The organism is Nocardia sp. NPDC051052 (assembly GCF_044456045.1).
Taxonomy (GTDB): domain Bacteria; phylum Actinomycetota; class Actinomycetes; order Mycobacteriales; family Mycobacteriaceae; genus Nocardia.
Genome location: NZ_JBITFL010000001.1, coordinates 915,290 through 938,247 on the forward strand (window position 1 = coordinate 915,290; position 22,958 = coordinate 938,247).

General features: G+C 66.4%; 23 protein-coding genes. 11 read left to right on the forward strand and 12 right to left on the reverse strand.

Annotated features, from left to right (window positions below):
- Positions 1-57: 57 nt before the first annotated feature.
- The 5 genes from ACIBCN_RS04075 (at position 58) to ACIBCN_RS04095 (ending at position 5,458) form a co-directional block, all read left to right on the forward strand.
- The gene (locus tag ACIBCN_RS04075) at positions 58-864 is read left to right on the forward strand and encodes a helix-turn-helix domain-containing protein (protein ID WP_396989964.1); all 807 of its coding nucleotides are present in this window, start codon (positions 58-60) and stop codon (positions 862-864) included.
- A gap of 194 nt (positions 865-1,058) precedes the next feature.
- Positions 1,059-1,553 (forward strand): MarR family winged helix-turn-helix transcriptional regulator, encoded by a 495-nt coding sequence (locus ACIBCN_RS04080; protein WP_396989965.1) that lies wholly within the window; start codon positions 1,059-1,061, stop codon positions 1,551-1,553.
- A 10-nt stretch (positions 1,554-1,563) separates the two neighbouring features.
- Positions 1,564-4,161, forward strand: a complete 2,598-nt coding sequence (locus ACIBCN_RS04085; protein ID WP_396989966.1) for an MFS transporter — start codon at positions 1,564-1,566, stop codon at positions 4,159-4,161.
- On the forward strand, positions 4,158-4,976 hold the full coding sequence (locus ACIBCN_RS04090; protein WP_396989967.1) for a YceI family protein: 819 nt from the start codon (positions 4,158-4,160) through the stop codon (positions 4,974-4,976). Before ACIBCN_RS04085 ends, ACIBCN_RS04090 begins: the two co-directional genes overlap by 4 nt.
- A gap of 125 nt (positions 4,977-5,101) precedes the next feature.
- On the forward strand, positions 5,102-5,458 hold the full coding sequence (locus ACIBCN_RS04095; protein WP_396989968.1) for a DUF2834 domain-containing protein: 357 nt from the start codon (positions 5,102-5,104) through the stop codon (positions 5,456-5,458).
- Between the two features lie 11 nt (positions 5,459-5,469).
- On the opposite strand, the gene ACIBCN_RS04100 is transcribed toward ACIBCN_RS04095, so the two are convergent.
- The 3 genes from ACIBCN_RS04100 to ACIBCN_RS04110 form a co-directional block, all read right to left on the reverse strand.
- Positions 5,470-5,868 (reverse strand): PPOX class F420-dependent oxidoreductase, encoded by a 399-nt coding sequence (locus ACIBCN_RS04100; protein ID WP_396989969.1) that lies wholly within the window; start codon positions 5,866-5,868, stop codon positions 5,470-5,472.
- A 70-nt stretch (positions 5,869-5,938) separates the two neighbouring features.
- Entirely contained in the window at positions 5,939-6,445 is a 507-nt protein-coding gene (locus ACIBCN_RS04105) for a DUF1772 domain-containing protein (RefSeq protein WP_396989970.1), read from the reverse strand.
- 280 nt (positions 6,446-6,725) lie between these two features.
- Positions 6,726-7,145 (reverse strand): hypothetical protein, encoded by a 420-nt coding sequence (locus tag ACIBCN_RS04110; protein WP_396989971.1) that lies wholly within the window; start codon positions 7,143-7,145, stop codon positions 6,726-6,728.
- A gap of 269 nt (positions 7,146-7,414) precedes the next feature.
- On the opposite strand from ACIBCN_RS04110, the gene ACIBCN_RS04115 reads away from it, so the two are divergent.
- A complete protein-coding gene (locus tag ACIBCN_RS04115) occupies positions 7,415-7,804 on the forward strand; it encodes a hypothetical protein (protein WP_396989972.1) in 390 nt (129 codons plus the stop codon).
- A 290-nt stretch (positions 7,805-8,094) separates the two neighbouring features.
- Positions 8,095-9,228: an FAD-dependent oxidoreductase gene (locus ACIBCN_RS04120; RefSeq protein ID WP_396989973.1), complete on the forward strand. Its 1,134-nt coding sequence runs from the start codon at positions 8,095-8,097 to the stop codon at positions 9,226-9,228.
- Positions 9,229-9,604: 376 nt separating this feature from the next.
- On the opposite strand, the gene ACIBCN_RS04125 is transcribed toward ACIBCN_RS04120, so the two are convergent.
- Together ACIBCN_RS04125 and ACIBCN_RS04130 are read right to left on the reverse strand one after the other, a co-directional pair.
- A complete protein-coding gene (locus tag ACIBCN_RS04125; RefSeq protein WP_396989974.1) occupies positions 9,605-11,083 on the reverse strand; it encodes an amidase in 1,479 nt (492 codons plus the stop codon).
- 245 nt (positions 11,084-11,328) lie between these two features.
- Complete coding sequence (locus ACIBCN_RS04130) at positions 11,329-12,057, reverse strand: alpha/beta fold hydrolase (protein ID WP_396989975.1); 729 nt, start codon at positions 12,055-12,057, stop codon at positions 11,329-11,331.
- 159 nt (positions 12,058-12,216) lie between these two features.
- Between ACIBCN_RS04130 and ACIBCN_RS04135 the strand changes: the two genes are divergently transcribed.
- Entirely contained in the window at positions 12,217-12,600 is a 384-nt protein-coding gene (locus tag ACIBCN_RS04135) for a winged helix-turn-helix transcriptional regulator (RefSeq protein WP_396989976.1), read from the forward strand.
- Positions 12,601-12,673: 73 nt separating this feature from the next.
- Here ACIBCN_RS04135 and ACIBCN_RS04140 read toward each other — a convergent pair whose 3' ends face one another.
- Complete coding sequence (locus ACIBCN_RS04140) at positions 12,674-13,597, reverse strand: alpha/beta hydrolase (RefSeq protein WP_396989977.1); 924 nt, start codon at positions 13,595-13,597, stop codon at positions 12,674-12,676.
- Positions 13,598-13,768: 171 nt separating this feature from the next.
- Between ACIBCN_RS04140 and ACIBCN_RS04145 the strand changes: the two genes are divergently transcribed.
- Positions 13,769-14,572, forward strand: a complete 804-nt coding sequence (locus ACIBCN_RS04145) for a HEAT repeat domain-containing protein (protein ID WP_396989978.1) — start codon at positions 13,769-13,771, stop codon at positions 14,570-14,572.
- 31 nt (positions 14,573-14,603) lie between these two features.
- Here ACIBCN_RS04145 and arfB read toward each other — a convergent pair whose 3' ends face one another.
- From arfB to ACIBCN_RS04165, 4 genes are all read right to left on the reverse strand, one after another.
- Positions 14,604-15,032, reverse strand: a complete 429-nt coding sequence (arfB, locus tag ACIBCN_RS04150; RefSeq protein WP_396989979.1) for an alternative ribosome rescue aminoacyl-tRNA hydrolase ArfB — start codon at positions 15,030-15,032, stop codon at positions 14,604-14,606.
- 357 nt (positions 15,033-15,389) lie between these two features.
- Positions 15,390-15,806 carry a hypothetical protein gene (locus ACIBCN_RS04155; RefSeq protein ID WP_396989980.1) on the reverse strand — a complete coding sequence of 139 codons (417 nt, stop codon included), beginning with the start codon at positions 15,804-15,806 and terminating at the stop codon, positions 15,390-15,392.
- A 134-nt stretch (positions 15,807-15,940) separates the two neighbouring features.
- On the reverse strand, positions 15,941-17,710 hold the full coding sequence (locus ACIBCN_RS04160) for a helix-turn-helix domain-containing protein (protein ID WP_396989981.1): 1,770 nt from the start codon (positions 17,708-17,710) through the stop codon (positions 15,941-15,943).
- Between the two features lie 59 nt (positions 17,711-17,769).
- Complete coding sequence (locus ACIBCN_RS04165) at positions 17,770-19,128, reverse strand: transposase (protein WP_396989982.1); 1,359 nt, start codon at positions 19,126-19,128, stop codon at positions 17,770-17,772.
- Between the two features lie 620 nt (positions 19,129-19,748).
- Here ACIBCN_RS04165 and ACIBCN_RS04170 point away from each other — a divergent pair.
- The gene (locus ACIBCN_RS04170; protein WP_396989983.1) at positions 19,749-20,096 is read left to right on the forward strand and encodes a hypothetical protein; all 348 of its coding nucleotides are present in this window, start codon (positions 19,749-19,751) and stop codon (positions 20,094-20,096) included.
- A complete protein-coding gene (locus ACIBCN_RS04175) occupies positions 20,093-20,374 on the forward strand; it encodes a hypothetical protein (RefSeq protein ID WP_396989984.1) in 282 nt (93 codons plus the stop codon). The genes ACIBCN_RS04170 and ACIBCN_RS04175 overlap by 4 nt, the downstream gene beginning before the upstream one ends.
- Positions 20,375-20,665: 291 nt before the next feature.
- Here the strand turns inward: ACIBCN_RS04175 and ACIBCN_RS04180 are convergent, their stop codons facing one another.
- Entirely contained in the window at positions 20,666-21,400 is a 735-nt protein-coding gene (locus ACIBCN_RS04180; RefSeq protein ID WP_396989985.1) for an SDR family NAD(P)-dependent oxidoreductase, read from the reverse strand.
- A gap of 119 nt (positions 21,401-21,519) precedes the next feature.
- Positions 21,520-22,881 (reverse strand): FAD-binding oxidoreductase, encoded by a 1,362-nt coding sequence (locus ACIBCN_RS04185; protein ID WP_396989986.1) that lies wholly within the window; start codon positions 22,879-22,881, stop codon positions 21,520-21,522.
- Positions 22,882-22,958: the final 77 nt, after the last annotated feature.

The window sequence follows — 22,958 nt, forward strand, 5'->3', positions numbered from 1 at the left end:
CGCAGGGGTAGCTTCCGCGAGTGATCGAGCTGGTGGGCGCCGGTAAGGTCGTTCTGGATGGCACTCGACGACAACCAGCTCGGCTCCTTTCTGCGTACTCGCCGGGAGAAAGTCGATGCCGCCTCCGCCGGGGTCGTTGACACCACCCGACGGCGGGTCACCGGGTTACGCCGCGAGGAACTGGCACTGCTCGCTGGGGTCAGCCCGTCCTACTACATTCGGATCGAGCAAGGGCGCGACCGGAATCCGTCCCGCGAGATCCTCGAAGCTCTGGCCCGCGCGCTGCGGTTGGACGACGCCGAGCGGGCCTACCTGTGGTCCCTCGCGACGCCGCCGCTGGCCCCGGTCGACAGCCGCGCTGTTCCAGCGCACACCGTGCGGCCTGGTGTGTTGCACCTGCTGGAGCGGTGGGTTGATCTGCCCGCGTTCGTCGTCGGCCCCAACCGCGACGTGCTGGCAGGCACCGCGCTCGCCGCCCGGGTCAACCCGGCGTGGAGCCCCGGGCACAACCTGATCGAGTTCACCTTCCTCGACCCGCGCGCGCCACAGGTCTACCCGGACTGGGACGACATCAGTCGGCAAGCCGTCGCCGGCCTGCGTGCCACCGCGGCCGCCCGCACCGCGGAACTCGCCCCGTTCGTCGCGAGCATGCGTGAGCGCAGCGAAACGTTCCGCGCACTGTGGGATTCCCACGACGTATACGCCCGCGTGATGGGCGACAAACGACTGCGCGTCGACGGCATCGGGATCCTCACCCTCAGCTTCGAAACCTTCGCGCTCGCCGGTCACGAGGGCCACGTGCTGTACGTGTATTTCCCCCAGCCCGGCAGCGACGACGACGAAGCACTGCGCACCCTCGTCTGAGCCAGGCCGGAAAGTCGCGCGTCGCGCGTCGTCGGCTGCTCGTCATCACATTCCGTCACTCGCGCGTATCCGGTACCGGGGCAGCCGATCTCGTATCGGCCATGGCGTGTCGGGCCGAGCCGAATGTATAGTTGGCAGAAGCAACTAGTTAAAGGTGCTAAGCAAATCCTGTAGGTGCAAGAAGGTGAAGCGCGATGACCGCCGGTCTCGATCCCACGGCTGCCGCCGGTGCGTTCGACGACGCCGATCGGCTCGGCACGCAGCTGGTCCGGTTCGTGCGACTGATCAACCGGACGAAAACTCAACTGGTCAAACACGGACCGGACGGCTTGGAGCGGCTCGCCTACTCGGTGCTGTTCTGTCTCGTGCACGATGGGCCGCAACGGACCGGCAAGCTCGCCGAGCACCTGCACTCGGAGATATCCACGATCAGCAGGCAGACCAGATCCCTAGTGGAGCATGGCCTTATCGAGCGCCGGGCCGATCCGATCGACGGCCGCGCGTGCGTGCTCGCGGCCACCGCGGAGGGCGTGCGAGTCTTCGAGCGGAACCGCAGGCACCGCAACCTCTGGATGGCCGAACTCCTGGCCGACTGGCCCGTCGAGGAACGATCCGTGCTGATCGACCTGCTCGACCGGTTCAACACCGCGATCGAAACCACCCCGCCCCGTATTGCCGAACCCCAATAGGTCTTGAAATATGACGAATCCGACCACTCAGGCACCGCCGGACTTGGCTGCCGGTGTGCGAGCGGCACTCTCGCACCGGCAGATCATGACGATCCTGTCCGGCCTGCTGCTCGGCATGTTCTTGGCCGCGCTGGATCAGAACATCGTGAGCGTGGCGATCGTGCGAATCGCCAACAGCCTGCACGGTTTCAACGAACAAGCCTGGGCCACCACGGCCTACCTCATCACCGCGACCATCAGCACCCCGCTGTACGGCAAACTCGCCGATATCTATGGGCGAAAGCCGTTCTACCTCACCGCGATCGGGATCTTCGTGCTCGGCTCGGCCGCGTGCACGTTCGCGACGTCGATGTACGAGCTCGCCGGCTTCCGCGGCTTCCAAGGTCTCGGCGCGGGTGGCCTGATGTCGTTGGCGTTCACCATCATCGGCGACATCGTGCCGCCCCGCGAACGGGTGCGCTATCAGGGCTACTTCATGATGGTCTTCGGCAGCGCGACGGTGCTCGGCCCGGTACTCGGCGGCTGGTTGTCCAGCTACGACAGTCTCGGCGGGATCGACGGCTGGCGCTGGGTGTTCCTGGTCAACGTGCCGATCGGCGTGATCGCGCTGGCCGTGGTCTTCCGGGTGCTCAATACGCCACATCAGCGACAGAATCACCGGGTCGACTGGCTCGGGGCGGTGGCGCTGGCGATCTGTGTGGTGCCGCTGCTGATCGTCGCCGAGCAGGGGCGCGGCTGGGGTTGGGGGTCGAGTCGCTCGATCATCTGCTACGCGGTCGGGGGAGTCGGACTGCTGCTGTTCCTCGTCATCGAGTATCTGATGAAGGACGCGGCGCTGATTCCGTTGCGGCTGTTCAAGAATTCGACGTTCAGCGTCACCATCGCCGGTGGCTTCATCGTCGGCGTCGGGATGTTCGGCGCGCTGTCCATGGTGCCGCTGTATTGGCAAGTGGTGCGCGGCTATTCGCCGACGAAGGCGGGTCTGCTGATGCTGCCGCTGGTGGCGGGCATCATGGTCGGCTCGCAGATCGCCGGACGGGTCACCAAGATCACCGGTCGATACAAGTTCCTGCCGGTGGTCGGCACTTTCGTCATCGCGTGCGGCGCGGCGCTGTACGCGCAGGTGCAGTTCGACAGCCCGGTGTGGCAGCCGCTGCTGTACAGCGGCATCATCGGGTTCGGTCTCGGTGGCTGTATGCAGACGCTGATCATCGCGGCACAGAACGCCGGACCGCCCTCCGATATGGGGGTGTCCACCGCATCGGCGACCTTCTTCCGCCAGATGGGCGGTACGCTCGGCGTCGCGGTGTTCCTGACGATCATGTTCAACTTGTTGCCGCACAAGATCATCGACGCGTTCGGCGGGCAGTTGCCGCCCGGATTCGCGCCCGCCCAGCTCGACAGCCTGCAGAGCAATACGAGTGGTATCGCCGCACTGCCCGACCTGGTCAAGGAGCCGATCCTGATCGGCTTCACCAACTCGCTGCACGGTGTCTTCTACTCCGCTGCCGCGGTGGCGCTATTGGCCTGTGTGGTACTGCTTTTCATGAAGGAGATTCCGCTGCAAGACGCCGGGGCGCCGGCTCCTGAGCCGAGTAAGGAAGCCGCGCCGAGCGCCGAGTCGTGGGACGAGACGCAGGTGTGGGAGGGCGCCGCCCAGGCGCTCAGCGAACCCGAACCGGTGCTGGCCGGCGCGCTCGGGCGCAGCAACGGCAGCCGGGCACAGTCGAACTCGGTGGCGGTGACGCAACTGGCCGCGGTGCATTCGGCCGCCGGATTCTCCGCTCCCACCGGCGGAGCCGGTTCGATCGGCGGCCGCATCCACCGCGAGGACGGCCGCGCGGTCACCGGTGCCGCGCTGACACTGATCGACCAATGCGGACATCAGGTTTCGCGCGCGAGCGGCGGTTCCGACGGCGAATACCGCATCGACGCCCCTGCCGCGGGCAGATATGTGCTGATCGTGGCGGCGAGCGGGCTGCAACCCGCGGCGGTGAACGTCACCGTCGGCGAGCAGCCGCAAGCGCTCGACCTCACACTGCTCGGATCCGGTGAACTATCCGGCGTGGTGCGCACGGCCGGACGCCACGAACCCGTTCCCGCCGCAACCGTCACCCTCACCGATATGCGCGGCGAGGTCGTCGGCGCGGCGGTCACCGGCGCGGATGGCGCCTACCTCTGCCACGGCGTGCTGTCGGGCACCTACACCCTGGTGGCCGCCGCCGAACGCATGCGGCCCAGCGCGATCACGCTCACCGTGCCCGACAGCGGCCTGCTGCACCACGACATCGAACTTTCGCCGATGTCGGTGCTGGCCGGATCGGCATCGGCCAACGGGCGGGTGGTGCCGGACGCCTACGTCACCGTGCTCGACGCGACCGGCGAACCGATCGCCGCCACCCGCACCGACGAGAACGGCCAGTACGTCCTGCGCGACCTACCCGAGGGGCAATACACCGTGGTCGCCCGCGGCTATCCGCCCGTGACCAGCCAGATCACCCTTGCCGGTGACGAGATCACGCACGATGTGCGGTTCGGCTACGAGGATGCGGAGGCAGCCGACGTGACCACGCAGGACCCGGGTCTCTCAGAGACAGCTCGGCCATGAGCGGGCTGACAGCCCGTATTCACACCGCGGACGGCTGGCCGGTGCCGGATGCGGTGTTGACGGTGACCGATATGAGCGGCCGCCAGATCGCGCGGGCGGCCACCGATGCGGCCGGGACGGCGCGCACCGAGCCGCTGCCTCCTGACACGTACACCGCCGTCGTGACCGCTCCCGGGTTCCGGCCGGTAGCACAGATGGTTCGCGCCGCCCGCGACGGCGGGGGCCGGTTGGAGATCACCATGGAACCGGAGGCGGGTGTGGTCGCTACCCCGCCGCCTGGGCCGTGGACCATCGATCCGGTGCACTCGACCGTGATCGTCACCGCACGCCACCTGGGCATCGCCAGCATCAAGGCCCGCTTCGCCGAGGTGAACGGCCGACTGGACATCGCCGAGACTTTCGACAAGTCCACCGGTTTCGCCGAAATCAAGGCCGCGAGCATCGACACCGGCATCGGCATGCGCGACGACCACCTGCGCTCCCCGGACTTTCTCGATGCCGAGCGATACCCGGTAATCAGCTTCACCGGCAATAGTTTTCGCCGAACCGGCGGCGACACCTGGATAATGGCAGGCGAACTCACCCTGCACGGGCAGGTCCACCCGATCGACCTCGATGTCACCTACGGCGGCTGCGGCCCCGACCCGTGGGGCGGCGTCCGCGCCGCCTTCCACGCCGAAACTCTGTTGCACCGCAACGATTTCGCCATCGACTACAACGTCCTCGTCCGCGCGGGTGTCGCGGCCGTCGGCACCACCGTCAAGATCGACCTCGATATCGAAGTGGTGCAGGGCGAGCAGTTGCCGCAGATGTAGATCCGAGCCACTCACTCGCCGGCCTCCAATTGTATGTAACGATAGGTAGCGGTTATTTCCGTGGCTTTGGTTGCCGGACGGTCGCCGAGGCCAACGACCTCGCGTCACGACTTCAGGAGACTGCCATGTCCGACGGTATTGCGGGTTCGTCCTGGCGACGACCCACCCTCATCGCGACGCTCGTCGCCGCGTTCATCACCCAGAACTCGATCGCGCTGCCCTACGTGCGGCGCAACGGGCCGAAGTCGGCGCTGGATTTCTTCGTCGGCGACATCAACAAGACGGTGCCCGGCCGCTTCGCCATGGCCGACCTCGCGTTCGTGGTGCTCGGCTTCCACACCTGGGCCTTTTCCGAAGCGCGGCGGCTGGGCATCGTGCGGTGGTGGGCCATCTCGTTCGTACTGACCTTCGCGGTGGGTATCGCCACCGCGATACCGTTCTTCCTGCTGGTCCGCGACTTTACGGTCGACAAGGCGGAATGAGTCGCCGCTGACTACTCGGCGCCGCGGCTGGTGAAGTCGAAGGATTTGCCGTCGATGCCCCAGGAGATGACTCGATCGGGGTGAATGCGGATGACCGCGTGTTCCTGCGGCGGGAACGGTGGCTCCTCGTCCTCGAGCGCCTCGGCCGTGCCGCGCACCTCGATGCCGCGAATCACATAGGGCTCCAAGGAAACCTGTTGGTCGATGACGAACGACACCCGGCTGCCCGACTCGACATTGCGGTACTTTCGACTGGTGCGCATGCGCATGCCCCCGATGTCGATCGTGCCGTCGGCGTTGACTCGATAGCTGGTCGGGTTGTTCTGCACGACGCCGTCGGGCGACACTGTGGCCAGCCGGCCGATCCCGGCCTCGGCGAGGAACTGCTGCTCGTTGGTGGTGAAGGTCATGTCGGGTTCTCCTCGGTGAATTCGATATCAGGTGTGCCCCCGGCGATCAGCCGGAAGTCGCTGGGTGAGATCAGAACAGGATCAGCGCGGCGCACAGTCCGGCGATGGCGATGAACTGCAGGGCGACCCGGTACTTCAGAATGCTGTCCCACTTATCTTGCAGCGCACGGGCATTGGCCGGAATGATGCCGCTCTGCGCGGCGGCGGTCTGCTGGGTATTGATCGGCTTGGCGATGCGGACGTAGAAAGCGAGCCAGGTCAGCAGCGCCGCCACCGTGATCCCCGCCGCGACGGCGGCGCCGATCTGCCCGGCCAGCAGTGCGATCAGCAATGTGAGCACCGCGGTGACCACGCCGCCCGCACCGACAACCGGCATGCGCCTATCGCCGTAATAGTGACCCCATCCCGCACTCACCGTCACGGTCGCATCATCGAGCTTGCGGTACACCGACCGCATGATCACGGCCCCGCAGACATCGGTGCCATAGACGACGGCATTGGCGAGAACGGCGACGGCGGCAATGATCTGGCCGGTGACAACGAGCATTTCGGTTTCCCTTTCGATGAATTCTAGCACCGCTAGAAACTAGAGCAACGGTAACATCTACCCACTAGCTTGTCTAGCGTTGCTAGATTTCGGCTCGCTGACCGTGCGATCGCGCTCGGGCCAGTCCATTGCGGCCACGCATAGAGGCCCTACGGAAACGCACTCATCTGCCGCGAACCGCGCGCTTGATCAGGGACAAGTGATGGCAGGCGGCCGATCTCGCTCTGGGGTAGCCGGTTACGACGCATGCGCCGGATTGCTGGAATCTGGTCGCCGTGCGCTGCGCACGGCCGCAGAGCGGGATCAAGGGTCACCGATCGGCTCTGCCGGTCAGGCGTCCGGTGCGGGTGTCGGTGTGCGCAGCGGAGGTCACCGCGCAGAGGATGGTGCTGGTCGGGATGGTGTAGGGGAGCAGACCGCTGTTCTTCGACAGGATCGCGGTCAGCCGCTGTTCGCAGAAGTCCGCACGCACAGTGGTGCCAGGCCATGGTGCGTCGAGGATCACTTCGCCGAAATGCGGTCCATAACAAGGCTTCAGGTGCACACGCTCGTCGAACCTGGTGCTGTAGTCCCAGCAGTCGCCGACCCGTAGATACGTATGATCCTCGGACCCGCCATCGTAGAAGTACAGCGAGGCCATGCCGACCAGACCGAGCGCGCCGAGCGCACCGAGCGCGAGTCCGTGGCACGCGCCGCGGCAGAGGGTTGCGACCGTGGGATGAGTACGCATCGTCGAGAACTCCAGTTGTCGTGTGCACCAATCGAAACGGTGCGACCCTCGATCGCGTCACAGCTCGACGCGACGGAGGCAACATAGCAACGCGCGCAGCCTGGCTCGGAGACCTACACAGGAGCTCCACAACAGCTCCACATTTACCGAGCCGCACAACGAACAATTGGCGGTACGGTCGGTCGTAGATCGGAAACAGTCTGTCCCTCAGCCTGTCTCGATACTGATAAAACATGCGCACTATCACGACTATCGAGGACTAACTCACGATGTCTCTGTCCAAGGTCGGTATGGCCGCGGCCGCTCTCTTCGCCGCCGCCGCCCTCACCAGCTGCTCGCTCGATGGCGACTCGGAGCGCGCTACCGTACAGCAGATTCTGTCCGCCTCCGCCGCGGCGGCTGCGACAACACCGGCGGCCACGACGACGACGGCCGCCGTACCCACACAGCTGCGTCACATGACATGCGAACAGGTATTGGGCCTTATCGCCGCTGACGCCGCACTCAACAAGGCCGACTCCACCTGGACCCCAGGGAAGTTCGTCGAGGGATTGATCAGCAAAGCGCAGAGCTCACCCCGATGGGAAGACCGCTCACCGGAAGATCGGAACGCCTACCTCGACGGTTCGCGCGACGCTCTCACCGGTTCCTGCCCGTAGCGGCAGTACCTGTGCTGCCGCGGCTGCGGTGCTCCAGCTGGCTTGTCGGGCAAGGGATTCGAGCACCGACGCGCGCTGGCGAGGCAATGATCGAATCTGGTAGTTTCGGGATGGAGGACGCGCGAAGACTTATTCCGGTACGGGTTAGTCCGGAAGATTCGCCCAGCATCTCGCGGCCGTCGTCGGCGGCGCGGGAACCTGTGCGTCCCTTTCAGTCGATACGTCTGTGAAGGGGCTTTGCTGTGTCGATCAATGCTGCGTCATCGAACAATGTTGCGTCGGGAAGTGCTGTGCCGCAACGGCGACGGCCGGAGGACGGCGTTCTCGTGGTCGGGGCTGGGATCGGCGGGCTGTGCCTCGCGCAGGGGCTGAAGCGCGCTGGAATTCCCTGCGCCGTCTACGAACGGGATGAGACGCCGGAGTCGCGGCTCCAGGGATATCGGCTGCACATCGATGTGACGGGCATTCGCGCAGTGCGAGAGGTGCTGCCGGACGATTTGTACGCGCGGTTCGAGGCAACATCGTTGCGGCCGCGGCCCACTGTCATGCGCTATGACGACCAGCTCGCGTTGCAGTCCGTGGCACGGTTCCCGGAGCCCGGGGTGAACGTGAACCGAATGTCGTTGCGGCGCATCCTGCTCAGCGGACTCGACGCTGTCCACTTCGGAAAACGGCTCACCCGCTACGACAGCGACGCCGACGGGGTCACGGCGTACTTCGCCGACGGCAGCACAGCGCGCGGCGGCGTGCTCGTCGGCGCGGACGGAGTCAACTCACCGGTCCGGCGCCAGTATCTGCCGCACGCGCGGATCGAGGACACCGGGCTGCGGCAGCTGTACGGCAAGATCTCGCTGAACGAGCAGACCCGGCCGCTGTTCGACGACGAAATGCACGCCGTGTACAGCATGATCCTTGGGCCTGGCCACACGATGGTCGGCGTGGCGCCGGTGGCGCACCCGGAGCCGTTCATGACCTGTTCGGTCGGCTTGCGGCGGGAGGCGATCGGTCTGTCCGACGAGGAACTGGCCGGGCTCTCGGGCGAGCGGCTGCGGGAGCTCGCGCTGCGGCAGGTGGACCGATGGCATCCGCGCGTGCGGGCGATGGTGTCGAGCTGGGCGCTGGAAACCGTGTTCCCGCTGGTGATTCGGACGAGCGTGCCCTTCGCGCCATGGGCGTCGAGCCGGGTGACGTTGCTCGGCGACGCGGTCCACGCGATGAGTCCGGCGGCCGGGGCGGGGGCGAACGCCGCGCTACGTGACGGAGCCGCACTGGCTGCGGCGTTGCGCGAGGGGCCGGACGGGGCTGTTGCCAACGATGCGATCGCCGCTTACGAGGAGGCCATGATCGCCCACGGGTTCGCCGCCGTGCGCGAGTCCGCAATGAACGGGCACCAATACCTGGGGCAGGACCTGCTGCCGGTCTGAGGTTGCCTATGGTCGCTGAGACAGACTGATATCCCACGCAAACGTCAGGGCTCGTTGGTGTACCTGTTCCAGCGTATCCGGTGCGGTGCCCAAAGGTGCTCGCCTGCCGCATGATCGACGAGATACCGATGCCGTCCACTCAGTGGACGGCATAGGATCATCCACCGGTGATCGGCGACTGCGTGCACGCGCGCGCCGATGCGGTCGATGGCATCGGAATCGACCTGCGGGGCCGGATCTGTCAGCAGCGGCGCGCGTTCCGCCCCGGCGCCGAGTGGCCGCGCCACGTCGTCGGCGAGCACGTGCTACCGCATGCTCGCTTCCCGTCCGTTGCAGTCCCGGTCGGTGCTACAGCCTACGGCCGCGAATCTTCTTGCTAGAGCGAGGGTTCGAGATGGCTCCAAGGTTGGGCTTGTTCGAGTTGGGCGGCCAGTTGCAGGAGTAGGAATTCGGAGCCGAGGGGGCCGACGAATTGAGTGCCGAGGGGGAGACCGTCGGCGGTGCGGTGCAGGGGCACGCTCATGGCGGGGCGGCCGGTGATGTTGGCGAGTTGGGTGAAGGGGACCGGGGCTAGGTTGGTCAGGACGAGGTCGCGGTAGATCGGGGTACGCGTGATCGCCGTGCCCGCACGGAGTTCCAGGAGTAAGCCCATGATCTTCTCCACGGCCGCAGGCGGTTTCGTCTGGCCGATGCGCAATGGCGGCTCGGCGAGTGTCGGTGTGAGCAGCAGATCGTAGGTTTCGTGGAATTCGGCGAGCGCGCGCGTGTAGGTGTTCCACCGGCCGTGGGCCTCGATCAATGTCGTGGCGGAATGCGCGCGTCCGGCGGCGGCGACCACGCGGGTGGTGAGGTCGAAGTCGGAGTCGCTTGCGCCGCTGAGCTTTCGGGCCTCGGCGAGCCGGGCGGCCAGGTTGGCGGTCCACACCGTCATGAAGTCGTGCGCCATCTGCTTGCTGTCCAGCCGCGGCTCGGCGAGCTCGACGTGATGGCCCAGCTGTTCCAGCAGCGCCGCGGCCACCTCGACCGCGCGCACGGCCTCGGCGTGCATCGGTGTGCCCAAGGGGGATTCATGGGTGAATCCGATGCGCAGGCGGCGCGGTGGCGTATCCACCGCCGCGGCGTAGGACTGGGCGGACCGGCCCGACAGGTAGGGGCCGCCGGGATCGGGTTCGCTGAGGAGGTCGAGCATCACCGCCGAATCGCGGACGCCGCGCGACAGCACACCGGCGGTGGCGGCGCCGAGGATGTGCTCGGCGAAGTCGGGACCCGCCGGGATCAGTCCGCGCCCGGCCTTGAGACCGAACAGACCGGTGCATGCCGCCGGGATGCGGATAGAGCCGCCACCGTCACTGGCACCGGCCATCGGCACGATCCCCGCCGCGACCGCGGCCGCCGAGCCCCCGGACGAACCACCCGGCGTGCGGTCGAGATTCCACGGGTTGCGCGTCGCGCCGTAGGTCCGGGTTTCGGTGACCGCGACGGCGCCGAACTCGGGCGTGGTGGTCTTACCGAAGATCACCAGACCGGCGTCGATCCACCGCTGCACCACCGTGCTGTTCTTGTCGGCCTTCACTTTTCGCAAGGGACCGGTGCCCGACGCCGTCGGATAGCCCGCGAAATCCTGTCCGAGATCCTTGAGCAAGAACGGCACGCCGGCGAACGGCCCCTCGAGCGGTTGTGCGGCGCCCGCCCGCCCGGCCTCGTCCATCCGCAGGCTGATCGCGTTGATCGCGGGGTCGACCTGGTCGCGGCGGGCCGACGCGATCTCCAACAGCTCGGTCGGAAGTATTTCCCCTTTGGCCACCAACTCAGCCAGACCGACCGCATCATAGGTCCGGTATTCGTCATACCGCATAAACGTTCCTTTCCGCCGTAACCACCGGCGGCGGTAAGGCGACATCGCGGACGAGTTCGGGGTTTCGCGCACCGCCATCATGCACCCCGAACGTTTCACATCGTGTTCGCCGGGCTGTTTTCGCCTGATCGGCGGGATCGAATAAGCCGGTCGGCGGAGTTATTCCGCCACCCGGCTGGTTGCCCTGTGCGGCGCGCGGACCGGCGTCACTCTGACCAGCGCCGAACAGCTGGGTGGCAGCGCTGCTATCTGCTGAGCTCGAGCAGTAGTTTGCTCAACTCGACGGGCATGGTGATCATGCAGTCGTGGCCGGTCTCCAGTTCCCGCACCCGCGCCGGCGAACCGTTGGGCTGTATCGCGGGGACGGGCCTGCGGGTGATGCCTGCCGGGGTGGCGCCGACGCAGTGCATGTGTGCGCGCGGGATCGCTTGCGCGGCAGGATTGTTCAGCCGGACCGGTTGCTGAAGGCAGCGCACCGGTTGGTCGGACAGCATCGTACGCAGCCAGATCACATCCGCCGGGTCGGTGACCCCGAACAGGCCGAAGGGTGGCGGTTGCTCCGGCAGCGGCGGAACGCGCCAGCCGCCGCCGGACGTCGCGGCGAGGTCGATCAGGTGCTGGCTCATGGGTTGAACGTCGACCGCGGTCTCTCCGTCCTCCGGAACCATCGCATCGAGGTAGACCAGATGCCCGATCCGGTCCGGAATCTGGTTCGCCACCGATGAAATGACCAGTCCCGCATAGCTATGACCCACCAGGACCACCTCGGTGAGGTCCTGCTCCTCGATCAGCGTGACGATGTCGTCGACGTGTGTTTCGAGTCCTACCTCGGGGCTGAGCAGATGCGCCTTGTCGCCGTAGCCGGTCAGCGACGGCGCGAGCACTCGATGTCCGTCCGACTCCAGCAGAGGCGTCACCCGCTCCCAGCAGCGTCCGCTGTGCCAAGCGCCGTGTACCAGCACAAATGTTGACATGGTTGTGAAGATCTTCCTGTTCGAGGCGCGGTGGCGCGCGCAGAATCTATCGTTACTATCAGTAACTCGGTATGGTTGGAGAACCACAACCATCATGATCACTCGTCACACCGCAGGCAATAAGGCACATTTCGGTGCTGGGGTTCCTTGGAGGTAACCATGACCACGACCGACAGCGAGCCGCAGCAGGACAACGCGTGCCGGGCCCGGGTAGTGCTCGGCATCGTCGGGGACAAGTGGTCACTGCTGGTCGTGCGCAATCTCCGGCACGGGCCGCGCCGCTTCACCGAACTCAAGCGCGACATCGACGGGATCAGCCAGCGCATGCTCACCGTCACCCTGCGCAGCCTGGAACGCGACGGAATCCTCACTCGCACCGTGTACAACGTCATGCCGCCGCACGTCAGCTACGAGCTCACCCCGATGGGCAAGACGCTGCGCGAAGCCACCGCGCCGCTATTGGAGTGGAGCATCGCGCATCTGACGCGGATCGACGCAGCCCGCGCCGAATACGACGGGCGCGCCGAGACTCCACCCGCCTAGAACGGTTCTCGGCGTCCGCCCGCGGATCGGTTGACTGCCAATGCCTCTGGCGCGTTTGGGCCCGATTCTGCTGTCAGAGGACGTGTTTCGCGATGAATCGGCGCTGTGCTGTGGCGCGGTCGCGGTCTTCGGGGGTGTCCCCGCCGAATCCGCCGTGCGGCATGGCCTCGAAGACGTGTAGTTCGGCGTCTACGCCCGTGGCGCATAGTTTGCGGTGCATCCGTACTGCGTTGGAGAGGAACAGATCTCGGGTGCCGCTTTGCAGGAAGGTGGGCGGGAAGCCGGACAGATCACCGAAGACGGGGGACAGGTAGGGGTCGGCCAGGCTGGCGCCCGCCGCGTAGAGTGCGTTGGTCTCGCGCAGGCTGCTGACTACGTTGTCCACGCCGGCCAGGGTCTGGAAGGTATCGCCTGATTCGGTGAGGTCGACCTGCGGCGTGTTGAGCACCAGGGCCGCGGGCATCGGGAGCCCGTCGTCCTTGGCGCGCAAGAGAATTGCGGCGGCGATGTTCCCTCCGGCGGAGTCACCGCCCACGACGATCCGCGCGGGGTCGCAGTCCTTCAGCGCGGTTCGGTAAATGGTCATCGCGTCGTCTAGCGCGGCCGGGTAGGGGTGCAGAGGCGGCGTGCGGTAGTCCACGCCCCACGTGAGAATGCCACTCTCCGTTGCGGTTCTGCTCGTGGTCGCACGGCACGCGGCCCCGCCGCCGACGAGTAGTCCGCCCGGATGCATCCAGAGGTAGAGCGCGTCGCCTTCGCTCTCATGCGGCTCGGCCGCATACACGGTGACGCCGTCCAGGTCGAGGTCCGCAACGGTGACGGGCAGCTCGTCGACCGGAAACCGTTGGGCGGTGGACTTGTTCGCCTGCTCGGCCATCGCGAGCCAGGCGTCGGTGTCGTCGGCAGCCGGATATGTCAGCGCGTCGCCGCGCAGGGCAAGCCACTTCTGTGCTTGTTCGCTGATCGTGGATGGCGCGGGGAAAGCGCGGTCGCTCATGCATCGAGGATCGGTGATCGTGCTGGCATGGATCTTGCGCAGTACTGTCGCGACCGCACTGCGACAGTCGGCCAAGTCTGGCCCCGGTTGGCGATGCGGCGCTGAATCAACCGCGCTGACCACCCGAAACGTGGCCGGAGGACGAAGATCATCGCCAGGTACCGTTGAGCGGTGAACCCAGCTGATGCGCGATCCCTCAAAGACGGCGATCTCGAGACCCGTGAGGACAATCTGCGGCTGCTGCTCGTGCGAGCCGCTGACGGCGACGCATCCGCCAAGGAAACGTTGTGCGCGCTCGTCCGCGACTATCCCGATTACCACCGGTCGCTGTACAGCCGGGCGTTGAACCGGGCTGCGGTCTTCGGCGACGACACCCTACGGGCACCGCTGCTCGCGTCCTTGGCCGACACTCGGTACAACTGCCAGGCGTGGGCGGCGATGGGTTGCGCGGCGCTCGGCTTCCGAGACGCGGTCCCCGGTTTGGTCGCGATGCTGGACCATTCCCAGCAGATGGCGCGAGAGCAAGCGGTGATCGCGCTGGGCACCCTCGGCGACGAATCGGTCGTCCCGGCGCTCGCACCCGTGCTGCGGGACTCGATCAGCGGAATGCGTGAACGCGCCGCCGAGGCCCTCGGCATGATCGGCGGCGACGCGGCACTGGCCGCACTGTGGGACGAATTCGAGAACCGCCGCCACTACCGCATCGGCTATATCGCCAGCGCGCTGGCCACATTCGCGCCGGACGTCATCCCGAGGTTGTGCGAGGCCGCCGACGGTGACGACCCGGACAAGCGATACTGGGCCGCCGTCGCGCTCGGTTCGACCGGCGACGATCGCGCCGTGCCAACGCTGGAACGGCTGATGGCCAACGACCGTGGCGCAACGGTTTTCGACGGCATGGTGAGCGTCGCCGCGAAGAAGGGCCTACGCACGCTACGACGAATCCAAGCCGCAATCGCTGCCCGCGAATCCTGAAAGTGTCACTGCCGCAGGCGCTGCCCGTCGGCTAGTCGTCGGGGGAGGCGCGGCGGTTGCGTTTGGTGACGCCGCGCCGCTTCTTCGCGGAGATGCGACGTTCCTTTGCTCCGCGCGAGGGTTTGGTGGCGCGGCGAACGGGTGGCGGGGCGGCAGCGGCCTCCCGCAGTAACGAGGCCAGGCGATCGCGCGCGGCCGCGCGGTTCTGCAGCTGTGCGCGTTGCTCCGACGCGGCGATCGTGAGCACCCCGTTGACCAGGCGGGTAGCCAGGCGATCGAGCATCCGGCTACGCAGCCACTCCGGCACCGAAGGCGAGTTGGCAAGGTCGAACGACAGCTCTACCCGGCTGTCGGTGGTGTTGACATGCTGCCCTCCCGGACCAGACGACCGCGAGAACCGCTCCCGCAACTCGGACGCGGGTATCACCAGCCCCCGAGTAACCGCCAAATCCTCTGCCATGATCCGACGCCGCTCTCTCCGATCCGCGAGTCGACTAGGCCACGGCGGCCTAGTTACGACTCGATGGTGACCTCGCCGTTCACGATAGCGACGACCTCGCCGACGGGTAACAAGCAGGCCGTCCGCACCTGCCGCGGCTCGCGCCGTCCGAACCGGTCGGCGAACGTCCACTACTGCCGGATACCGAGCGTCGGCGCGCGCCCCCAAGGCGCAGGGACCGCCTATTGCTCTCGGCGGAAATGGTTGCGGCCGTTCGGAATCCAGGTTTCGGAACGGTCGCATAGTCTCTGAGCGTGTCGGCAAGTAGGCCATGCGGATGTAAGCATGGTGCGCACAGACTTTTGACGATGCCTCGATTTACGAACTCGCGCGCCGCATCTTCGTGAAATACACCGCCGGTTCCCGCGTGATCAGCCCGTACCCGCCGTCCGGAATCGCCGCGAACGGAGCGGGCAGGTACAGCACCGGCAGCACCTCACCGATCAACGGCCGCTGCTCCCGCGTGATCCGGTAACCGATCTCGACCACCTCGGGCACATCATCATCATCATCCACCACCGCACCGCCGTCGCGCCGGACGCACCGATGCGGTTCGAGCCGCACCGTCCGAATCGCCGTCCGCGCCCATCGGAACAGCACGCACTCGCTCGCCCCCGGCCGCGCGTACTCCACCAACCCCACACCATCACCCCAGAAGACGAACTGCTCATCCTCCATCGAGCTGTGATACCCAGCCTCCACACTCCACTGACCGATGATCTCGTCACCACGCATCGAGCGATTGAACCACCGCGCCACCGTGCCCGGAGAGCACATCCACAAATGCCGCCGTGCGGGCGTTCGCTCGAGAACGAGCCATGGCCCACAGTTGATCTCGCGAACGTCCGCTACTGCCGATGAGCGTGCGTTCACGACGAAGGTCTGGGACTAACCAGCAGATCACGTACCGCGCGGACCTGACTGCTGGCGGCGTTGGCGGGCGCTATGTTGTCGAGGATCTGCAACGCGCGGCGCGGGATTTGGCCGATTCGATACTCCGATGGCGTACGGTCCCACACATCGGCAATTACACGGCAGGCCCAATCCAGTTCTCCCTCCGCAGCTTTCGAGGCGGCATCGTCCAAACGCAGGGCCAATGCCCCGACCGGGTCCTGTCTGCTGAACGGCAGCTCGAGAGCTCGTGTCCGCAGTACCCCGGCGTCGGTTGTCGCGCCGAGCGCGGTCAGGGCGGCGGATTGATGCCAACGCAGAAAGTATTCGATGATGTGGCATCCATCGGCTACTGCCTCGGCCTCGGGAAGAACGGCGAACATCCGATCGGCCTCGCGGATGGCTGCCATAGTCTCTCGGCGGCAAGCCATCCTGGCTTGTATGCCCGCCTCGGCCAGATAGCCGAACACAGCCGCGGCGTTCGGGCGACTACCTCCAGCCGATTGGGCCAGGTGCGCGGCCGCGAGGCCGAAATCGAGAAACCGGCCGTACCAGGCGCACGACGTGCAAATATGTCCGGCAATCCACGCCTCCACACCGGGATCTTCGGCTAACCGGCTGGCGCGGCGAGCGAGACCGAGCCATTCGAGGGCATCGTCCAGGCCCGCAACGTCCATGATCCGGATACCGATAAACCCGGCGTTCTTGGCGACAAGACGATACAGCCGCCGCCGTATCTCCGCTGACTGCACCGACATCAGAGCCGCCTTGATCTGTGCCAGATCTGCCATGCGCGTCGGGACGAACTCGGTCGGCACCGCGGCGTACAGCACGTACCCGGCCCGCTCGGTGCGTGCCTCGAGCTGGTCAACATACGCCACCGCCGTACTACCCCTATCGGGAACGCCACCATTACTGCTCAACAGCTCGATCATCGATAACGGCGTGAACTCCGCACCGATCACCGCCGGATTCGAGGGCATTCTGCGGTCTACGGTCTCCTCACCGCCCAGCGGGATCGCCCACGCATCGGAGTAGTCGTTCCCGAAGCCGAGCCGGTCGCACCGGGTGCCGTACAGAGCGCACAACGCATCGAGATAGCGCGGTGACGGCGTGTCTCGCCCGTTCTCCCAGCGCGAGAGTTGCTGGTGTGCAAGACCTTCGGACGGAACTCCACGCGAACGCAGGATCTCCTTCACCATCTCGACCACGCCCACCAGCGTGTACCCGCGGGCGATGCGATGTGCCCGCAACAGCGAAACACCACAGTGCCGGTGGACGGCAAACGCAGCGTCGCCCTCGAAACCGCCCGTAGCCATAATCTTTCGCGCCAGGCGCCGTCCGCAGGAACTGCGGTGTCGACCGTCCCCCATAACATTGACCTTCCCAGCACACTTGCAAGATCGATCACGATCGACGGGTTGACCCGTCGTAACACTCGACGCTATCGGCAAGGCCACGGGCAGGACGACTAGACCATCACGCTTTTCAAGCAGAACGTGCAACACGATCACAGGCCAGGCATCGACTCCGCCCAGTTCGCTCGCTACCCAGCTGCTCCGACGCATGCGGAGCCCAGCCTCAATGACACATCCGGAAATCAGCGTAAGTCGTTTTGTGTCAAGTAGTTCGGTCGGTGCCCCGTCTGTCGTCGTCCCGGCATAGCGGTAATGGGGTGATGCCCGGCAGCGTGTAATCGGGTTGTGTGACGACAGGGCGGGGCTGCCCATGATTTCCGGCGAGATCACGTGGGTGTCTCGATGCCGCGTGGGGCTCGCCCCGACCTTTCTGCTCGACAGCGCGCCGGTCAGGCGGCAGTCGAGATCATGGCGGGCTTCGCCGCTGCCGTGCCGTGGGTGGCGATGTGTGGGTTCCAGGGTTTTCGGGTCGTGACGACCGCGTGGAGTTGACGCAGGATCGCTGCGGCGATCACGGCCTGGGCTTGAGTGGGGGTGAGCCGGTTGGTGTCTCGGGTGGTCAGGTGCTGGTAGCGGGCGGCATAGACGGGGTTGGCGCGTTGGGTGCCCCAGACCCCGCGCCAGGCAGCCAGCCGCAGGCCGGGGCGCCCAGCTCCGGTGAGGCGGGCGCGGCCGGTGAAAGCACCGGATTTCTTTTCCCGGGGTGCGAGGCCAGCGTGTTTGACCACTGCTCGGGCGGTGGGAAACCGTGCAGGATCGCCGGTTTCGGCCAGGATCGCCGCCGCCCCGACCGCGGACAGTCCGACGATCGAGGTGACCAACCCGGTGAGCCGGAGCTCATCGAGCACGCCGACCATGCGGGTTTCGGTGTCGACCAGGCGTCGCTTGGCCTCGGCCCAGTCTTCGAGCAGCAGGTGCACCCGTTCCAGGGCGCCGCGCCGGTGAGCGAGCACTCCGGCGCGATCATCGAGTGCCGCAAACAGTTTCCCGGTGATCCGAAAGCACGCCCGCTTCGCACCGCCACGAGTGACCTCGCCACGGACCAGGCGTTCGAGCCGGTCTCGGCCCAACCGGCGGGTGCGCGCGAAATCGCCGCCGTCGCGGCCACAGATCACTCGCAATGCTGCCATCCAGGTCCGAGATTTGAATGGTTGCGCGGCGGCCTCGAGCGCGGCCGGCCACACACATTCGAGCAGCGCGCGGATCTGCTGGATCTGGGAGACCACCTCGACCAGCAGTCGTTCCCGGCGGGCACCCAGATGCCGCAACCGACCCCAGGTTTCATCGACCGGTTCGGGCGCATAACAACGCAACTGCGCAGTCAACCGCGCGATCAACACCGCGTCCTTCTCGTCGGTCTTGTCCGTGGTCAGATCCTCGGCACGACGCGACCAGGCCGTCATCGCCGGCTGCACACACACGAACAACATGCCCCGATCCGCGGCCAGCTGTCCCAGCACCCGCCACCGATGCCCGGTCGGCTCACACGCCACCGTCACCCCGGTGAACCCCGCCGCGACGGCGCGTTGCCCAGCCCAGTCCAACGCGACACCCATATCCCAGGCACGGCACCGGAACGTCTTGCGGGCAAGCACTTTCGAGTCATGATCACACACCACGACCATCTGTTTGCGGTCGGCCAGATCGATCCCGACCAGCGCATTCTCTAGCGGCACCAACCCCCGCAGCCTGCTCAAACGCATGTTGCGGTTGCGATCACCCCGGGACACACCGCTACCGTTACCCATGGAACGTCCTCCTGCTCTTGCGATGGGACACCAAGCCCGACAAGCGCATCAGGAGGACGTTCCCCACGTCCAGGAAACCGACGCACCAAACGTCTTTCTATGCCGCTTACCGCGCGGTTGGCAGGGCGAGATGCGCTGTGGCACCGAACATCCATTCGGTGCCAACGAGCGGTCACCGATCACCTTGGACAGGCGATCAGGGGGAATCGGTGCTGGTATCGGCCGAGTAGCTTGTTGCACCAGTTCCTCCTGATCGCCTGTCCAACAGTGTATTTCGGCGGTTGTCAGCGATACGCGCGGTGTTGTCGTGTGGCGCGGTCCGAAGTGGCAAGCCGGTCTGGCCGAAAGATCAACGTTGGCAAGCCGGGGCGAGCAGTAGAAGGCATGCGCTGCCGCACCGGGAGTTGCATCGGTAGGACGCCAGGTATCACCCTGCGCGAGTTCCGGAGCGGGCATAGGGTCCAGGGGTGCGCACTGGTGCGCCGGGATGCTCAGACCAGGGGATGCTCCACGGTCGGCCACGCGGTGCTGCTACGCGGGCGATTGACGACAGCGAGCGCCTGTGTTTGACTTTTGATCAAACCACTTTACTGACAGTAAAACCAACTGTGGGATCCGCCATGGCGATGCAGCCGCACGCGGGTGCTGTCGCCCGATCCGTGAGAGAGGCAACCGTGACGATCGGCCGGTCCATGCTTGGTCCCGATACTCGAGAGCCGTTGCCGGTTGCCTGCGCGGGGATCCTGGGCAGGGCGGCGCAGGACGGCAAGTTGGCGGTCTCGGACCGGGCGGCGGTCGATGCGCTGTTGGCGGAGTTCTTGCAGGCCAAGGAATCTGGTGCTGCCAGTGCTGAAGTGGTGCAGTTCGTCGGGCTGTTGCGGGAGTTCCTCACCGGCGGCAAGCGGTTGCGCCCGTTGTTGTTGCCCAGGTCGCGGAAAACAATCGCCCGCTTAGTACGCATGGGTTGAGCCGTTCTCGAGCCCGGCACCGATTCCTCGACACCGCAGCGATCGAGCGCTGCGGCGTCGAGCCCGGCAAGGCACGCTTCATCATCGACGTGGTGCTGGCGATCCACCGCCGCGCCATGCCCCGCTGGCTAGCCGAGCCGGACGCCACCCTCTCCCAGCTCATGGCCCAGGCGACCGCTGAGCTTCGCGAGTCGGGTCGCGCCACCGGCTCCGACGGCCCGCCACCACGGAAAGCCTCTCGACTGAGCCGTCCCCGCAAACGACTAACACCCCGGTAATCGTTCCGACCAGCCGTCCGATAAGCATCCGCTCATGCCGCATGGCACGCGGTCCGAGGCGGCCGACGGTTGCCCGAAAGATCAACTGGCGGAGATCCTCTCGGCTGGGCCGCGCAGCCAAATGCCGATGAGCGTGTATCCCCAAGGCGTTTTCCAAGAATTGGTCAATCCGATATCTCGGACACCTCGCGTTCTCGACACGATTTCTCGACACCGTGTGGCTTCGTTCGAGATCCTGCGGGCATCCGGCTCGTCGGTCTGGTCGACCGGTTGGCAGCGGCCGGCCAGCGGTCATCCGGCGGCGGTCCAGCCTCCGTCGACGGGGACGATTGCGCCGGTCATGTAGCTGGCGCGGTCACCGGCCAAGAAGGCGACCACTTCGGCGACCTCGATCGGGTCGGCCGTGCGGGCCATGGGCACCGCGTCACCCAGGGCGCGGATGGCGTCCGGGCTCACCACGGCGATCATCTTCGAGGAGCGCATCGGGCCGGGCGAAACGGCGTTGACGCGTACCTTCATGGGAGCGAATTCCGGGGCCCAGGCGCGAGTCAGGGATTCCAGCGCCGCCTTGGTCGCGCCGTAGAGGGCCACGCCGGCCATACCGATCCCAGCGGCTGTCGAGGTGATGTTGACGATGCTGCCGCCGCCGTTGGCGGCCATCTTCGGTGCCAAGGCGGCGGTGAGGATGAAGGGCGCACGCACGTTGATGGCGAAGGTCTGTTCGTACACGTCCAAGTCCTGCTCGGCGGTCGGGCCGTTCGGCACGATGGCCGCGTTGTTGATCAGGATGTCGACGAGTCCGGCCTCGTCGGCGAGTTGGCGCACCTCTCGAGTGTCGGCCAGGTCGGCCTGGATGAACCGAGCGTGGCCAGCGAGGTCGTCGACGACCTGGGCACCGCGCTGCGGGTCGCGTCCGGTGATCACCACGTCCGCGCCGCCGGCCACGAGGATGGTGGCCACTGTGTGCCCGAGGCCGCCGATGGCGCCGGAGCCGGTGATCAGAGCCGTCTTTCCTTGGAAGTCCACGGGTGGGTCCTATCGTTGATTCGGAATGCGCTGTGATGTTGCTTTTGCCGCTGTCGGAGGTGCAGCGACACAACGACGCGGGCAACACCTTTCAACTCACCAATGGCGGAGAGCGGCTCTCACAGGCAGGGTGCGTGGTCGGGCAGCGGGGTGGCGGTGAAGACGTGCTGGGGGTCATAACGTCGTTTTGCGGCGATCACGCGTGCCGCGTGCGAGCCGTAGGCGTTGGCGACCTGATCGTGCTGTTCTGGCAGCAGGAAGTTGGGGTAGCCGCCAGGCAGAGCATGCGGTTCCAGTGCGGTCCAGACGGTTTCGGCCCAGTTTCGGTACGCATCGGCGTCATCGCCGGGTCCGCGTCCGGCGGAGATCTCGATGACGACATGGTCGGTGCGCAAGCCGAAGGCGGTGTCGTCGGCGCCGACGCGGGTGGCGGCGCCGTGGAACTGCTGCAATCCGATTCCCGCTCCCGGCCCGGGGCGCTGCTCCGCCAAGCCGATGAGGAGATCGAGGATGCCGGGCGTCAGCGTCGCGACGGTACGCGTGCGCAGGTCCCAATGCAATCCGGTGGGGACAGCCTGGTCGAACTGCGTCAGCAGATCTTTCTGCGTGGCCGGGCCGACGGTGCTGGTGATCGGGGTACCGAGCCGCATGACCTCGGCGATAGCGGTTTCGGCGTGCTGTGGTTCGCCGGACCAGACGGGTACCGCGAGCAGACACGGACCGAGATCGGGGACGAAGGTGAATTCCAGCAAGACGGTCAAGCCCTCGGGAGCGTCCGCGACTAGTTCGGCGTACCGGGCCGACACCGTCGCCGCTTGTTCCCAGGGGAACAGGATGATGCCGCCGATGAGTCCGCGGTCGGGGTGGGTACGGATGCGCATTTCGGTGACGACACCGAAATTCCCGCCGCCGCCCCGCAACGCCCAGAGCAGTTCGGGATCATCCTCGGTCGAGACGAGTTGGCCGTCGGCGAGTACGACCTGTGCGCCGAGCAGGTTGTCGGCGGCGAGTCCGGCCGTGCCGAGCAGCAGACCGTAGCCACCGCCCAGGGTCAGACCGGCCATGCCGACCACCCCGGCGGTCCCCGTGGCGACATTCGCGCCGTGCCTCGCGACAGCTGCCACCACATCACCGGCCAGGCTTCCCCCGCCGGCTACCGCGTCGGCCCCGACGATCCGTACGTCGCGCATCGCACCGAGGTCGATCACCAATCCGCCGTCGCGCAATGCCCGCCCGGCCCAGTCGTGACCTCCGCCGCGCACCGACACCCCGAGACCGAATTCCCGCGCCGCGGTGACGGCCGTGGCGACCTCGGCGCTGCCGCGGGGCCGCACGACCAGGGCAGGGCGAGTGGTCACCGCGCCGTTCCATAACGTCACGGCCTCGGCATAGGCCGGATCACCCGGACCGAAGACGCGGTCGGCACGCACCCGCTCCCCGAGACGATGGGCCAGTTCATCGATCGCATTCGCGGAACACATGGGATCCTTCCCGATGGTGTCGTAGTGATGGCGGCATCACAACGCCGAATGCTGTTCAGCCGCAGACTGTTCGGCTG